The following is a 13,053-nucleotide window of genomic DNA, read 5'->3' as shown; positions in this document are numbered from 1 at the left end:
GGTATTTCAAATACCCATTTAGACTGCTATAGCGGATCCGCCAAGCGCCGATTTCGAAGGGCTTCCATGCGCCTGACATCATTCACGGATTTTGCGCTCCGCGCGCTGATGCGGGTAGCCGGCGAGCCGGACCGCTCGTTTGCCACGAGCGAGATCGCGGCCGAGTTCGGCATCTCCCGCAATCACCTTGCCAAGGTGGTGCGCGATCTCGCCGAGGCCGGCTTCATCGCGACCCAGCGCGGCGCAGGTGGCGGATTCTCGCTGGCGCGCGCCCCGCAGGCGATCACGCTCGGCGAGGTGGTGCGCGCGCTCGAGGGCGGCAGCGCACTGGTCGAATGCTTCAGGGACGATGGCGGCGAGTGCGTGCTGCTGCCGCGCTGCCGGCTGAAAGCAAGGCTCGCGGCGGCCCGCGAGGCCTTCATGCGCGAGCTCGACGGAACCACGCTTGCCGAATGTGCCTACCTGCCGCGTCCCGAAAGGGCATCATGACGACGATTGCATTCACTGACAGCACGTTCGAGGTCGATGCCGATATCGTCGCCGACGGCCTCGGCATCACTGTGTCGCTGCTGCAGGACCAAATGCGATCCGGCAAGATCACGACGCTGTCGGAACGAGGGGTCGACAACGATGCCGGTCGACATCGGTTGACCTTCTTCTCGGAACACCGCCGTTTCCGCCTTGTCATCGACGAGCGCGGCACGATCGTCCAACGCTCGACGCTCGATTTCGGCGACGCCCCGCTGCCCGCATCGGCGCGCAAGCCCGGCGGTTATGGCGTCCACTCATAAGGGCGCAGATGTCTGGAATCCCCTCCCTCGGGCGCGTACGCATCATAATCCGCGCCGCAGTCAGGACGCGTATGAGGTCCGCTGTGCCCCTGATGGCGGCGCAATAGCGGACCTCATGCATCACTGCGTCTTCTTGCGGGGATCATCAGCCGGATCGATATAGTCGATGCCTCCTGGGCCGGTGAATTGAATCTGGAGGATCGCCTCCTCGTTTTCCGTCCAAACATAATGAGCGTGCCTCGCCGGCATCATCTCGAAGGCACCCGCCTTGACCATCTCGCCTTTGGCGGGGTCAAACTTCTCGCCCATGCCCCAGCCGACGCTACCGCTGATCACCGTGACGGTCTCGGCATAGGGATGAGTATGCGGCGGAACCTTATAGTTGGGAGGAAGCTTGACGCGCTGAATCACCACGCTGCCAGCTTTCGTAGGATCACCTGCCAGGAGCGCGACCTGGCCACCCTTCGGAACGTTCGGATTGTCCTTCCACGTCAGAGCATCTGGTTTGACGATAGTCCCGGCATCTTGCGCCAGTGTCGGACCCGCCAGTGCGATCAAGGCTGCCAATGTCAGAAGCTTTTTCATGAGGCCCTCCGTACGATGATTACTCCATTTTCAGCGCTTCTATTGCTTGCACGATGATCACTGCTCGTTCTCCAAGCGAGCATCTCGGCACCTCTCGCTTCACGGCAGCTCGCGATAGGCTACGCGACGCCGCCGTGGCACCAAAGGGAGCAAAAGAGTGATGTCGGGCCAGGGTCACGAGCGGTAATGCTCTGGCTGATCGTAAGATTTCCGCTTGGCCGTCAGAAACTGACGTCTGCGCCTTTATGGGTAGAGGTCATGGTCATTGCTGGCTCTGCCCCCGATCCGAAGTCGACGAGCCAATTCGGCCGTCCATCGTTGGCACGCATCGCAGCCAATCGCCGGACCGGATGCCTCGCGGGTCAGTGCCTCGGCGAGGCGACGCAGTCGATCTCGCCGCGCAAGACGTCATGAGCACACGCCCCGATTCCGGAGCGCAGCGTCAGGCTTGGAGCACCCGCGCGGCGCCGCGCTTCGGGGCGGCAGCCTTCTTGCCGGCAGCCTTGACGAGAGAATGACCGTTCAGTTGCGTGCCGTTCAGCTTGCCGTTTGCCTTGCCGTTTGCCTTGGCGCCGTTCGTCTTCTTTGCCCTGGCTTTGGCCCGCTGCTCGGCGAGCTTCTCGGCCTCGCGCCTGGCTTTCCGCTCGGCCTTTTCCTTCAGCCGAAGCCGCTCCGCCCTCGCCTCCGCGCGCTTCTTCTTGCGCTTCTTCTCGCAGGCGTCGCATTTGCAGCCGATCGGCTTCAGATAGGCTTTGAAATAGTCGGTCCCGTAATCGTAGTTGATCTCGTCGCCCGGCTCGATGTCCTTGATGGCGCGGATGAACACCTTGCGCTTGCGGGGCTTGACGTCGGATTCCGCGTTCGGCCTGCAGGCATGGTTGATGTAGCGGGCGACGTTCTCGCGGATCGAGCCGTCGATGGTCCAGCGATTGGTGAGCTCGAACAGATATTTGTTCTCGATCGCGTCCTCATCCTTCTTCTTCGAGTCGAGCAACGGCCCGAAATAGCGGATGATCTTGGTCCCCTTCTTGATCGGCTTGGTGGCGAAAAGGCCAAGGCCAGTACGGGAACGGCCGACGCGATAGGGCTTGTGCGATAATGATGCGGGCATGTCGATCGAGGCTAAGGCACGCAAGGTGCACGCGACAGAAGTTGCGAAGCCGCCCTTCTAGGACGATTCCGCGCGCCTGTCAGGTGTTTCCCGCGTGTCTGTTGAACCTTCCCCAGATTGCATAAGTCAGACACAAAGTAACGTCCGGATCGCAGGTTTCCCCCGATGAAATACCTTGCTTTTGCAACAATCGTTGTGGCGCTTGCCAGCGCAAATCCTGGTCAGGCTGCCTCCGAGACGATCAGCAGCAGCTATACTTCGACCGCGCCGAAGGCCTGCCGCATGATCGGCAAGCCCAACGAGGAGGACGGCAGCAGCACGCGGGTCTGCCCCGGAAAATCCGGGCTCGTGGTGCTGATCAACGAGGGCGACCTGCGCGAAGTGGTCTCGGTCGGCCGAAACCGCGCGGCGGCAGCCAAGGAACCGGCAGCGCAGGCCTGGTTCGGCCCGTTCAGCTCGACCGGCGACACCGTCGAATGGCGTGCCGCGGGCAGCAAGCCCTTCGCGATCATCCAGCGCTGGCAGATCGCCGACAACAGTGAGCAGGACAAGCGCGGCGGCCCGGTCTCACGGGCAATGCTCGCCGTGACGCGGCTACCGCCGGGCGACGTCTGTCACGTCGCCTATGTCGACGTCACCGCCAATCCCAACGCCAACGAGCTGGCGCGGCAGGCCGCCGACGAATTCGCCCGCGATTTCAAGTGCGGCGCAGACAAGGTGAAGACGATCGGACAGAGCGGCCGCACGACGTTGCTTGTGAAACGCTAGGCCTTCTGCTTTGCGCCAGCACGACGAGGGTTGCTTGGTTACGGCCGTGCCGAGCGGCTTGCGGACAATCGCAGGATCGCGGTCAACAACGCTTCCACGGATGTGCCCTGGGGCGACCGATCCAGAATGGTCTTGAGGCGTCCGTCGAGCAGCAGCATCGTGAAACCGTGCACCAGCGACCAGGCCGACGCGATTGCGGCCGCTTGGTCCAGCGTAAGCTGCTCCTTGGAAATCTGCTCGTGTCGGCTGGCACCGACGCCACGGGTCAGCCCGGCGAACGACGCCTCCGACGCCTCGTGCAGCGACGGCCGCGCATGATCGAGCCGCTCACTGCGGAACATCAGCCCATACATTCCGGGATGCGCCTGCGCATAGGCGACATAGGCCTTGGCGCTCGCCGCGCCCTTTTCGGCCGGCGTCGCCGCCGAAGCGTCAGCCGCCGCCATCGCCTGGCCGAATTGCCGAAAACCGATCGCTGCAAGTTCACTGAGCAAACCGGTGAGATCGCCGAAATGATGTGTGGGAGCCGCATGCGACACACCGGCTTCGCGCGCCACCGCACGCAATGTCAGCCCGGCCAATCCATCGCGCTCGAGCACGCGCTCGGCGGCCCTCAGCAGCGCCTCGTGCAGATCGCCATGATGATACGGCGTGTCGTTGGCCCGGCGCCGCGGTGCCGGACGATCGGCGGCGGCACGCGCAACCCGGCGCGCCGGAGCCCGTGCCGGGCGAGCCGCCTTGTTTTCTTTGGATAATCTTGCCATCCGGCCCTTATAGGTCGCAATTTTTACACTGTAAAGATTTTGCTTGACGATCGATGGCGTCATCCCTACTGATATCTTTACGATGTAAAGATCATAATGCAGGGAGATGCGGAATGCTCGACCAGGTCACGTCCAACACCGCGCGCACGAATCTGGCGCCGATCCCGTTTGAAGCCGATGCGCCGTTCCTGAAAATTTCCGGCGAATTGCCGCGCGTGCTGAACGGCACGTTGTACCGCAACGGTCCCAATCCGCAATTCGAGGCGCCGGGTGCGCACTGGTTCGTCGGCGACGGCATGCTGCACGCCTTCCATCTCGAGAACGGCCGCGCCAGCTACCGCAACCGCTGGGTCCGCACGCCGAAGTGGCAGGCCGAGCACGATGCCGGCCGCGCGCTGTTCGGCGGCTTCGGCCGCAAGATGCCGGACGCCCCTGCCGACATCACGACCGATGGCGGCGCCGCCAACACCAACATCATCTTCCATGGCGGCCGCCTGCTCGCGCTCGAGGAAGGCCATCTGCCGACCGAGATCGAGCCCGGCACGCTCAATCGCCTTGGCTATTGCGACTACAAGGGCGCGATATCAGGCCCCTTCACCGCACACCCCAAGATCGACCCGATCACCGGCGAGATGGTGTTCTTCGGCTACAACGCCGCGGGCCCGCTGACGCCGGCGCTGTCGTTCGGCGCGGTGAGCTCATCCGGCGTGGTGACGCGGTTCGAACGCTTTGAATCGCCCTATGCCAGCATGGTGCACGACTTCATCGTCACCGAGAACCATGTGCTGTTTCCGATCCTGCCGATCACCGGCAGCATGCAGCGCGCGATTCGCGGACAGGCGCCCTACGCCTGGGAGCCGGACAAAGGCGCCTATGTCGGCGTGATGAAGCGCAGCGGTTCATCCAAGGACATCGTCTGGTTCCGCGCCGAGACCTGCTACGTCTTCCATGTCATGAACGCGTGGGAGGACGGCAACCGCATCATCGCCGACGTGATGCAGTTCGAGGAAGCGCCGCTGTTCAACCATCCCGACGGCTCGCAGACCGACCCAAAGAAGAACCGCGCGCGCTATTGCCGCTGGACGTTCGATCTTTCGGGGAACACCGACAGCTTCACGCAAACCTATCTCGACGACCTCACCGGCGAATTCCCCCGCGTCGACGATCGCCGCGCCGGCTTTGCCAGCAATCACGGCTGGTACGCCTGCGCCAACCCCGATCTGCCGATGTTCGGCGCGCTGTCGGGCATCGTGCATGTCGACGGCCGCGGCAGGCGGCTTGGCCACTACCTGCTGCCCGCCGGCGACACCATCTCCGAACCCGTGTTCGTCGAGCGCAGCGCTGACGCCGCGGAGGGCGACGGCTGGCTGCTCGCAGTGGTCTGGCGCGCCCGCGAAAACCGCAGTGACCTTGCCGTGTTCAACGCGCAGGACGTCGAGGCGGGTCCGACCGCGCTGGTCCATCTCGGCCACCGCGTGCCGGATGGCTTCCACGGCAATTGGGTCGGGGCACGGTAGCGGCTGCGCACGACTCCGTTCACGTCATGCCCGGGCTTCTCCAGGGCATGACGACCCGGGCAGCCGATCGCCACCTACCAAAACTTCAAGACATTGACATTCTTCCATTTTATCCGGCTGCATCACGATTTTGACACTGTAAAGATTTCGCTTGACGCTCCGCCGGCCCGCCTCTAGGGTATCTTTACGATGTAAAGATTAGCCTTCGAGGCTTCCGATGACGATCTTCCTGATCCTCGCTCCCTACGGTGCCTTCGCCACGCTGATGCTGGTGACCTCGGCCACGGTGAGCCTGCTCGCCGCCGCACTGATCTGCCTTGCCGTCATTGCGTTCGATATCGCGCGCGGCCGCAGCATCAAGATCCTCGGCGTCGGTTCGGTGATCGTATTCACCGCCGTCGGCTTCTATCTCACGTTCGTCGATGCGACGCCGAGCAGCATCGCAGTGAATATCGCCGTCGATGCCGGCATCCTCGTGGTGTCGCTCGGCTCGATCCTGATCGGCCATCCCTTCACGCGGCAATACGCGGTGGAGCAGGTCGATGCCGAGATCGCGAAGCTGCCCGGCTTCATCCACGCCAACTACCTGATCACCGGAGCCTGGACCGCCGCGACGCTGCTCATGCTGATCGGCAACGTCGCGGTACTTTGCGTCCCGGCCCTGCCGCTGTGGACCGGGCTCTTGATCGCCTTCGCCGCACGCAACGCTGCGGTGTGCTTCACCCGCTGGTATCCGCACTATCGCGCGGCCAAGTACGGCGCGCCGCCGACCGGCGCGCTACCCTCACGCTAGGCGCCGACATAACAACATCACAACGATCATCACGAGGAAACGGAAACCACGACGATGAAGAGCGTATTTGCCAGGCTCGCGAGCGACTTCCTCTCCACCATCGTGTTCCTGGTGGTCTATCTCGCCACCGACAATGTCCTGATCGCCACCGCTGTCGCCATCGTGGGTGCGATTGCGCAGGTGGTCTATGCGCGCGTCAAGGGACAGACGCTCGGCTACATGACCTGGGCAAGCCTTGGACTCGTCATCGTGCTGGGCGGCGCGACGCTGCTGACCAACGATCCGCGCTTCGTGCTGGCAAAGCCCGCGATCGGCCACATCGCGATCGGCGCCATCATGCTCAAGCGCGGCTGGATGCTGCGCTATCTGCCGCCGATCGTGACCGAGACCATCCCGGAATACGCCACCCTCGCCGGCTACGCCTGGGCCGGGCTGATGTTCATCCTCGCCGCCGGGACCATCGCGGTCGCGGCGACCGGCGACATCAAGCTGTGGGCATTCTACGTGTCGGTGGTGCTGGTCGGTGCCAAGATCGCGGCCTTCGCGATCCAGTACGTCGCTTTCCGCTTCCTGGTCGGCAACCGGCTGCGCGCTGCCGCCCGCGCCTGATCGCCGCAGCCGCGAACTAGGCGCGCGCGGCAAGATGGGCTATACCCGCGCACGTTTTTCATCTGGAGGGGAGACATCAATGGCGGTGGACGGAAACTGGAATCTCACGATGACGACGCCGATGGGCGAGCGCAAGGCGACGCTGTCACTGGCGAGCTCGGGCGGCACGCTGACCGGCACGCAGGGCGCCGAGGGTAACTCCACCGAAATCTTCGACGGCACCGTGAACGGCGACGACGTCGCCTGGAAGGTTTCCATCACCAACCCGATGCCGCTGACGCTGGAATTCAGCGGCAAGGTCGCGGGCGACGGCATTTCCGGCGAGATGGGCATCGGCCCGATGGGCAGCTTCCCCTTCACCGGCACGCGGGCGTAACCGCGGCGCGCACCAATGCGCATTCCGACATCCGTTGCCGTCCTGGCGTTGATCGCCACGACGGCTTCCGCGCAGCAACCGAATGCAGCCGAACCAGCGTGGCGCGCGAGCGCCGTCACGCTGGTGCCTGCCGGATTTGTTGCGGGCGAGGCCACCGCAGCGGCCGGAGGCACGACCGGCTCGCTTGCCGTCTACGCCGCGACCGCAAACGATCCAAAGACACCGGCGAGCGTTCTCGCTCCCCGCCAATCGCTCGTCGTGACACTGAGCAAGGACGGCACCCGCGCATTGTCGGCCGAGTTGCAGCCGCGCGATGAACGCACCACCGCGACCGCGGAAAGCGACGACGGCGATTTCGCCGAGATAAAGGCCAGGCTCGCCGAGAAACGCGCCGCGCTTCCCGCCGGCACCGAGCCGTGCGATCTCGGCGCATGGTCGGACGACGGGGATCCCGCGGGCCTCAACGTGCGGGCAGAACCGTCAGTGAAAGCCCGCGTGCTTGGCACGCTGCCGCCGCCGTACCGGCTCAAGATGGGTGGCAGCGAGAACACGCCCGAAGGCGGCTGGCTCACCGAGTTTCGCATCATCGGCTTCAAGGACGGTTGGTTCCTGATCGAGGGCGCGACGCCGCCCGGCAAGGCCTATGAAGACGAGCGCAGATACCCCCGCAATGCGCCGAAGCCGTATCCGGGGCGCGGATGGGTCGCGGCCAACAAGGTCGGCGCGAACTACGCCAACGGCGGCACCCGCATGGGCGGGCTGTTTCAGGCGCCCTACACCGATGCGAGATGGATGCCGGCGCAACGCAAGCTCGGCGGCGCGCTCGACACCGATGACGGCCCGAAGCGGATCTTCGCCTGCAGTGGCGACTGGGCCCTGGTGGAAAGCCACGACGGCGTACGCGGCTGGTGGCGCAGCCTGTGCTCCAATCAGGTGACGACCTGCAGCTAAGGCCATGCGGCGCGGCCCGGCACCGGTCGCCGCCACTGCCCGCCTCACCCGGCGCGCCTCACTTCGGGCGGCTCGGCACGATCGCGATCGGATTGAAGGTGTAGACCGGCTCGCCATGCTGGTTGTAGGCGGTCCATTTGACGCGGGCGATACCTTGCGGCTTCGACCGCGACGGTACCAGCTCCGTCACCTCGCCCTCGAGATGAAGCGTATCGCCGGGCCGTACCGGATTCAGCCAGCGCAGGTCGTCGACGCCGGCGCCAAGCAACGGGTGTGGCCCGAACGGCCGGCACTCCGTGGCCAGCCGCATGGCGATCGCCGCGGTCTGCCAACCGGACGCGGCGAGTCCCTGGAAGATCGACGATTTGGCAGCCTCCTCGTCGAGGTGGAACGGTTGCGGATCGTACTCGGAGGCGAAGCGGATGATGTCCTCCTTCGACACCGTCGCCTTGCCGCTCGTGAAGCGCATGCCGACCTTCAGATCATCGAACCACTCAACCATGGTGCACACACCTCCAGTTGCGCTCGCGGATGCCAAGCGGGGTCAGAACCAGATTTGCATCGGCAGACGGTGCGCGTCAAACGACGGCGGTCCTTCCGGAACGCATCCGCAGGGCTCGTGCGCCGCCAACGCCACCGCGCAGGCATCCAGCACGTCATCACGTTTGGCGCCGGTGCCGATCCGCGCCTCGGTGAGCCAGCGGTCGATGTCGCGAAAGCCCGATCGCTTCAGCAGCCTGCGGCGCAGCGCATCGCCCTCCTCCGACTTCTTGCGCGGCAACGGCGTGCCGCCGTTCAGGCGCAGGAACACCAGTTCGGGATGCACCTCTCGGATGTCCCGCGCGGCGTTGGCGCGGACGAACGCATCGACCTCCATGATCTTCGGCCCGATGTGCCAGAGCTGGCGCGAGACGCGGGTCTGGCCGCGGCGCAGCGCTTCACGGTTCGCCGCATCGGGATGGTCGAAGTCCCGCCACAGCCAGCGCCGCGCGCCGGTGAAGACGCGCGAGGTGTGCGGACGCAGGCGCTCACGCGCAAGCAGGTCGCAATCGCGCTTGCCGTCATCGGTCATGCCGATCGGGATGTCTATCCCGGCGCGATCGAACGGTCGCGCCAGCGCGTCCGCAATGCCAGCGTGAAAGGAAAGCGTGTGCTGGTCGCCGTCGATGCTGACGGCGACCCAGCCTTCGGAGAATCCGTCGAGGCCGACCGCAATCAACCCAGATTCAATTCCTTGAAGAAGTCGTTGCCCTTGTCATCGATGATGATGAAGGCCGGGAAGTCGACCACCTCGATGCGCCAGATCGCTTCCATGCCGAGCTCGGGATATTCGACCACCTCGACCTTCTTGATGCAGTGCTCGGCGAGGTTCGCCGCGGCGCCACCGATCGAGCCAAGATAGAAGCCGCCGTGCTTCTTGCAGGCCTCGCGCACCGCGACCGCGCGGTTGCCCTTGGCGACCATCACCATCGATCCGCCGGCGGCCTGGAACTGGTCGACGAAAGAGTCCATGCGGCCGGCCGTGGTCGGGCCGAATGCGCCGGAGGCGTAACCATCGGGCGTCTTGGCGGGACCGGCGTAGTACACCGGGTGGTTCTTGAAATAATCCGGCAGCTGCTCGCCCTTCTCCAGCCGCTCGCGCAGCTTGGCATGCGCGGAGTCGCGTGCCACGATCATGGTGCCGGTCATCGAGACGCGGGTCTTGATCGGATATTGCGAGAGCGTCGCCAAGATCTCCTTCATCGGCTTGTTGAGGTCGATCTTGACGACATCGCCGCCGAGCGACTGCTCGACCGCAGGCAGATACTGTGCCGGGTTGTGCTCGAGCTCCTCGAGATAGACGCCGTCCTTGGTGATCTTGCCGAGCACCTGACGGTCCGCCGAGCACGACACGCCGAGCCCGATCGGCAGCGATGCGCCGTGGCGCGGCATCCGGATCACGCGCACGTCGTGGCAGAAATACTTGCCGCCGAACTGCGCGCCCACCCCCAGGCTTTGCGTCATCTTGAGGATTTCCTGCTCCATCTCGAGATCGCGGAAGGCGTTGCCGTCGGCCGAGCCGTGGGTCGGCAGCGCATCGAGATAGCGCGCCGAGGCAAGCTTCACGGTCTTCATGCAGAGCTCGGCCGAGGTGCCGCCGATCACGATCGCAAGGTGATATGGCGGGCACGCCGCGGTGCCGAGCGTCAGCACCTTCTCCTTCAGGAAGGCCAGCAGCCGATCCTTGGTCAAGACCGACGGCGTCGCCTGGAACAGGAAGCTCTTGTTGGCGCTTCCGCCGCCCTTGGCCATGAACATGAACTTGTAGGCGTCGTCGCCCTCGGCGTAGATCTCGCACTGCGCCGGCATGTTGTTGGCGGTGTTCTTCTCCTCATACATCGACAAGGGAGCTACCTGCGAGTAGCGCAAATTGCGGCGCAGATAGGCGTCGCGCGCGCCTTCGGACAGCGCCGCCTCGTCGTCGCCGTCGGTGATGACGTTGCAGCCCTTCTTGCCCATGATGATCGCGGTGCCGGTGTCCTGGCACATCGGCAGCACGCCGCCGGCCGCGATGTTGGCGTTCTTCAGGAAATCGAAGGCGACGAACTTGTCGTTGTCGCTGGCTTCCTTGTCCTCGAGGATCGAGCGCAGCTGCTTCAGATGGCCCGGCCGCAGATAGTGGTTGATGTCGCCGAAGGCGGCCTCGGACAGCGCCCGCAGCGCCTCCCGCGACACCACCAGCATATCCTTGCCCAGCACCTTCTCGACCCGGACGCCCTCGCTCGTGACCTTCTTGTAGGGCGTGGTGTCGGCACCCAGCGGGAACAGCGGGGTGTGCTTGTAGGGCGGAACGGGCTTCTGCTGGTCGGGGAAGGCTGAGGGGGCGTTCATGAGCTGCTCTTTGGGCTTGCAGGCCGGGTTCGTAAGGCCGGTCCGGCCGCAGGGCCGCCGGCAATGTAGAGCCGTTCTAAGCCTTTTTCCGGCAAAGGAAAGGGAAGCCGGCTGCCTTCCAGCCATGCGCGGGACCGGCAAACCGTGTGCTAGGTTTCATGCCTCCGTAATCTCGGGTTGCCACAACGCATGCGCAATCCACCAAGCGGCCAGGAACGCCATCAGGAGACCATCATGAAGACAGCGCTTTTGATCTGGTTCGCGGCGCTGGCCTTGTTGGTCGCTGTCCCGACCGGCGCCGATGCGGCCCGCCTCGGCAAATCATGCGGCGGTCTTGCCGGCGTGCAATGCAGCCGTAGCGGCCAGTTCTGCCAGTTCAAGCCGGGCCAGTGCGGCCGCGCCGACCAGACCGGCACCTGCGCGTTCCGGCCGACGATCTGCAACAAGATCTTCAAGCCGGTGTGCGGCTGCGACGGCAAGACCTATGGCAATGATTGCGAACGCCGCGCCGCCGGAGCTTCCAAGGCGCAGGACGGCAAGTGCGCATCTTGACGGGGCCATATTGACGCGCTGCGCGGGAGCCTGCATGTAGCTTCGCGTATTGTCATACCGCGGGGGTATTTCGTGACAGCACCGTTGCGCCGACGTTTGCCATTGGGCATCCGCTCCACTTTGCCGGCCGCGTTGATCGCGCTGGCCGCAGCCTTCATGGCCGCACCTGCGCATGCCGATCCCTGCGAGGACATCGCAAAGCAGCTCGCCGGTCAGATCGACGGGCTGAAGGTCAATTTCAGCGCCGCCAACATCACATACCTCACACATCCGGCGGCGAAGGAATTGTCGCTCGGCTGCCGCGGCAAGGACTATTCGATCGAGCTCTTTGCCAAGACCGATCGCAAGATGAAGCCGGAGTTCTTCAACCTGGTCGGCTCGGCCACGGCACTGGTCTTCACCGTGCCGAAGGACGACGCCACCACCGGCACCTCGCGCTGCCTGAAGCGCATGGGCATCCTGCGCGGCAACACCATCACGATGCGCTATCGCCGCCTCAATCTCGAATGCACGCGCAACAAGACCGACGCGTCGATCACGGTTCGCCGCGGCAAGAACGAGTGATCGCTCAGGCCTCCGCGGTGACCCGCCCGATCGCATCGACGATCTTGCCCCAGCCCGGGCTCATCATGTCGAACGCGAAGCGGTTGCCGGGGAACACGAAGCCATCATGCACCATGCGGACATGCGTGCCGGCCTCGACCGGCGTCAGCGTCCAGGTGACGACCGAGTCGAGTTTCGAGCCGTATTGCGGATTGCTGTCGGCGCCCCCCTTCCAGGAATAGCGCAGCAGGCGCGGCGGATCGCAATCCAGCACCTCGCAATGCACGACGCCGTCCCAATCGCCCATCGGCTTGGTGCGGAAATTGAAGCGGTGTCCGACGCTCGGCCGGAAATCGTTCGGCATCAGCCATTTCATCAGCAAGTCGCTCGTGGTCAGCGTCCGCCAGATCTTGTCGGCGGCATAAGGCAGCACCTTCTCGACCGTGATCGCGTGCGTCTCACTCATCACTCACTCTCCTTCAACAGCCGTTCCAGATTTGCGAAGCGCTCGGCCCAGAACGTCTCGTAATGGCCGAGCCAGTCGATCAGCGGGCCGAGCCCCTTCGGCGCGACGCGGTAATGGATGTGCCGCCCCTCGCGCCGCTCGGCGACGAGCCCGGCATCGCGCAGCGCGCGCAAATGCTGCGACACCGCGGGCTGCGACACCTTGGAGCCCTGCACCAGCCCGGTCGCGGCGATCTCGCCTTCCCGGATGATCCGCTCGAACACCGCCCGCCGCGTCGGGTCCGCGAGGGTCTTGAGCACGTTGGTCAACTGCATGGCGGCGGTCATGCCAATATATAAGCAATTGCTTATACGTTT

At 64.6% G+C, this 13,053-nt stretch carries 18 protein-coding genes; 10 read left to right on the top strand and 8 right to left on the bottom strand.

Annotation, left to right across the window (positions count from 1 at the left end):
- The first annotated feature begins 66 nt into the window (after positions 1 to 66).
- A complete protein-coding gene (locus XH92_RS18115; protein ID WP_194460416.1) occupies positions 67 to 489 on the top strand; it encodes an Rrf2 family transcriptional regulator in 423 nt (140 codons plus the stop codon).
- On the top strand, positions 486 to 791 hold the full coding sequence (locus XH92_RS18110) for a DUF6522 family protein (RefSeq protein ID WP_194460415.1): 306 nt from the start codon (positions 486 to 488) through the stop codon (positions 789 to 791). Before XH92_RS18115 ends, XH92_RS18110 begins: the two co-directional genes overlap by 4 nt.
- Positions 792 to 911: 120 nt before the next feature.
- Here XH92_RS18110 and XH92_RS18105 read toward each other — a convergent pair whose 3' ends face one another.
- Both XH92_RS18105 and XH92_RS18100 read right to left on the bottom strand, forming a co-directional pair.
- Positions 912 to 1,376 (bottom strand): cupin domain-containing protein, encoded by a 465-nt coding sequence (locus XH92_RS18105; RefSeq protein WP_194460414.1) that lies wholly within the window; start codon positions 1,374 to 1,376, stop codon positions 912 to 914.
- Positions 1,377 to 1,818: 442 nt separating this feature from the next.
- Positions 1,819 to 2,487, bottom strand: a complete 669-nt coding sequence (locus tag XH92_RS18100; RefSeq protein ID WP_194460413.1) for an SET domain-containing protein — start codon at positions 2,485 to 2,487, stop codon at positions 1,819 to 1,821.
- Positions 2,488 to 2,652: 165 nt separating this feature from the next.
- Between XH92_RS18100 and XH92_RS18095 the strand changes: the two genes are divergently transcribed.
- Positions 2,653 to 3,255: a hypothetical protein gene (locus XH92_RS18095; protein WP_194460412.1), complete on the top strand. Its 603-nt coding sequence runs from the start codon at positions 2,653 to 2,655 to the stop codon at positions 3,253 to 3,255.
- A gap of 38 nt (positions 3,256 to 3,293) precedes the next feature.
- Here the strand turns inward: XH92_RS18095 and XH92_RS18090 are convergent, their stop codons facing one another.
- Positions 3,294 to 4,019, bottom strand: coding sequence for a TetR/AcrR family transcriptional regulator (locus XH92_RS18090; RefSeq protein ID WP_194460411.1), 726 nt, complete (start codon positions 4,017 to 4,019; stop codon positions 3,294 to 3,296).
- Positions 4,020 to 4,132: 113 nt separating this feature from the next.
- Here XH92_RS18090 and XH92_RS18085 point away from each other — a divergent pair, with 113 nt between their 5' ends.
- The 5 genes from XH92_RS18085 (at position 4,133) to XH92_RS18065 (ending at position 8,265) form a co-directional block, all read left to right on the top strand.
- A complete protein-coding gene (locus XH92_RS18085; RefSeq protein WP_194460410.1) occupies positions 4,133 to 5,536 on the top strand; it encodes a carotenoid oxygenase family protein in 1,404 nt (467 codons plus the stop codon).
- A gap of 217 nt (positions 5,537 to 5,753) precedes the next feature.
- Positions 5,754 to 6,329 carry a hypothetical protein gene (locus XH92_RS18080; RefSeq protein WP_194460409.1) on the top strand — a complete coding sequence of 192 codons (576 nt, stop codon included), beginning with the start codon at positions 5,754 to 5,756 and terminating at the stop codon, positions 6,327 to 6,329.
- A 54-nt stretch (positions 6,330 to 6,383) separates the two neighbouring features.
- Positions 6,384 to 6,938: an inner membrane-spanning protein YciB gene (locus XH92_RS18075; protein ID WP_194460408.1), complete on the top strand. Its 555-nt coding sequence runs from the start codon at positions 6,384 to 6,386 to the stop codon at positions 6,936 to 6,938.
- Between the two features lie 79 nt (positions 6,939 to 7,017).
- The gene (locus XH92_RS18070; RefSeq protein WP_194460407.1) at positions 7,018 to 7,314 is read left to right on the top strand and encodes a hypothetical protein; all 297 of its coding nucleotides are present in this window, start codon (positions 7,018 to 7,020) and stop codon (positions 7,312 to 7,314) included.
- A gap of 15 nt (positions 7,315 to 7,329) precedes the next feature.
- Positions 7,330 to 8,265, top strand: coding sequence for an SH3 domain-containing protein (locus tag XH92_RS18065; protein ID WP_194460406.1), 936 nt, complete (start codon positions 7,330 to 7,332; stop codon positions 8,263 to 8,265).
- 58 nt (positions 8,266 to 8,323) lie between these two features.
- Here the strand turns inward: XH92_RS18065 and XH92_RS18060 are convergent, their stop codons facing one another.
- The 3 genes from XH92_RS18060 to XH92_RS18050 are packed head-to-tail and all read right to left on the bottom strand — an operon-like array spanning position 8,324 to position 11,136.
- Positions 8,324 to 8,767, bottom strand: coding sequence for a MaoC family dehydratase (locus XH92_RS18060; RefSeq protein ID WP_194460405.1), 444 nt, complete (start codon positions 8,765 to 8,767; stop codon positions 8,324 to 8,326).
- A gap of 42 nt (positions 8,768 to 8,809) precedes the next feature.
- On the bottom strand, positions 8,810 to 9,484 hold the full coding sequence (locus tag XH92_RS18055) for a DUF429 domain-containing protein (RefSeq protein ID WP_194460404.1): 675 nt from the start codon (positions 9,482 to 9,484) through the stop codon (positions 8,810 to 8,812).
- On the bottom strand, positions 9,481 to 11,136 hold the full coding sequence (locus XH92_RS18050; RefSeq protein ID WP_194460403.1) for a fumarate hydratase: 1,656 nt from the start codon (positions 11,134 to 11,136) through the stop codon (positions 9,481 to 9,483). The genes XH92_RS18055 and XH92_RS18050 overlap by 4 nt, the downstream gene beginning before the upstream one ends.
- A gap of 234 nt (positions 11,137 to 11,370) precedes the next feature.
- Between XH92_RS18050 and XH92_RS18045 the strand changes: the two genes are divergently transcribed.
- Positions 11,371 to 11,688, top strand: coding sequence for a Kazal-type serine protease inhibitor family protein (locus tag XH92_RS18045; RefSeq protein WP_194460402.1), 318 nt, complete (start codon positions 11,371 to 11,373; stop codon positions 11,686 to 11,688).
- 156 nt (positions 11,689 to 11,844) lie between these two features.
- Positions 11,845 to 12,252: a hypothetical protein gene (locus tag XH92_RS18040; protein WP_246788567.1), complete on the top strand. Its 408-nt coding sequence runs from the start codon at positions 11,845 to 11,847 to the stop codon at positions 12,250 to 12,252.
- A gap of 4 nt (positions 12,253 to 12,256) precedes the next feature.
- Here the strand turns inward: XH92_RS18040 and XH92_RS18035 are convergent, their stop codons facing one another.
- Positions 12,257 to 12,697, bottom strand: coding sequence for an SRPBCC domain-containing protein (locus XH92_RS18035; protein WP_194460401.1), 441 nt, complete (start codon positions 12,695 to 12,697; stop codon positions 12,257 to 12,259).
- Complete coding sequence (locus tag XH92_RS18030; RefSeq protein WP_194460400.1) at positions 12,697 to 13,023, bottom strand: helix-turn-helix transcriptional regulator; 327 nt, start codon at positions 13,021 to 13,023, stop codon at positions 12,697 to 12,699. Before XH92_RS18030 ends, XH92_RS18035 begins: the two co-directional genes overlap by 1 nt.
- Between the last annotated feature and the right edge of the window lie 30 nt (positions 13,024 to 13,053).

The organism is Bradyrhizobium sp. CCBAU 53421, from assembly GCF_015291625.1.
In the GTDB taxonomy this organism is placed as follows: Bacteria; Pseudomonadota; Alphaproteobacteria; order Rhizobiales; family Xanthobacteraceae; genus Bradyrhizobium.
This window is presented reverse-complemented; position numbering and strand designations above follow the sequence as displayed.

Coding starts and splice junctions, on each gene's coding strand:
- XH92_RS18065 (WP_194460406.1), top strand. CDS start 7,330: ATGCGCATTCCGACATCCGTTGCCGTCCTGGCGTTGATCGCCACGACG.
- XH92_RS18100 (WP_194460413.1), bottom strand. CDS start 2,487: ATGCCCGCATCATTATCGCACAAGCCCTATCGCGTCGGCCGTTCCCGT.
- XH92_RS18075 (WP_194460408.1), top strand. CDS start 6,384: ATGAAGAGCGTATTTGCCAGGCTCGCGAGCGACTTCCTCTCCACCATC.
- XH92_RS18080 (WP_194460409.1), top strand. CDS start 5,754: ATGACGATCTTCCTGATCCTCGCTCCCTACGGTGCCTTCGCCACGCTG.
- XH92_RS18085 (WP_194460410.1), top strand. CDS start 4,133: ATGCTCGACCAGGTCACGTCCAACACCGCGCGCACGAATCTGGCGCCG.
- XH92_RS18035 (WP_194460401.1), bottom strand. CDS start 12,697: ATGAGTGAGACGCACGCGATCACGGTCGAGAAGGTGCTGCCTTATGCC.
- XH92_RS18045 (WP_194460402.1), top strand. CDS start 11,371: ATGAAGACAGCGCTTTTGATCTGGTTCGCGGCGCTGGCCTTGTTGGTC.
- XH92_RS18105 (WP_194460414.1), bottom strand. CDS start 1,376: ATGAAAAAGCTTCTGACATTGGCAGCCTTGATCGCACTGGCGGGTCCG.
- XH92_RS18070 (WP_194460407.1), top strand. CDS start 7,018: ATGGCGGTGGACGGAAACTGGAATCTCACGATGACGACGCCGATGGGC.
- XH92_RS18050 (WP_194460403.1), bottom strand. CDS start 11,136: ATGAACGCCCCCTCAGCCTTCCCCGACCAGCAGAAGCCCGTTCCGCCC.
- XH92_RS18060 (WP_194460405.1), bottom strand. CDS start 8,767: ATGGTTGAGTGGTTCGATGATCTGAAGGTCGGCATGCGCTTCACGAGC.
- XH92_RS18095 (WP_194460412.1), top strand. CDS start 2,653: ATGAAATACCTTGCTTTTGCAACAATCGTTGTGGCGCTTGCCAGCGCA.
- XH92_RS18110 (WP_194460415.1), top strand. CDS start 486: ATGACGACGATTGCATTCACTGACAGCACGTTCGAGGTCGATGCCGAT.
- XH92_RS18030 (WP_194460400.1), bottom strand. CDS start 13,023: ATGACCGCCGCCATGCAGTTGACCAACGTGCTCAAGACCCTCGCGGAC.
- XH92_RS18115 (WP_194460416.1), top strand. CDS start 67: ATGCGCCTGACATCATTCACGGATTTTGCGCTCCGCGCGCTGATGCGG.
- XH92_RS18090 (WP_194460411.1), bottom strand. CDS start 4,019: ATGGCAAGATTATCCAAAGAAAACAAGGCGGCTCGCCCGGCACGGGCT.
- XH92_RS18040 (WP_246788567.1), top strand. CDS start 11,845: ATGGCCGCACCTGCGCATGCCGATCCCTGCGAGGACATCGCAAAGCAG.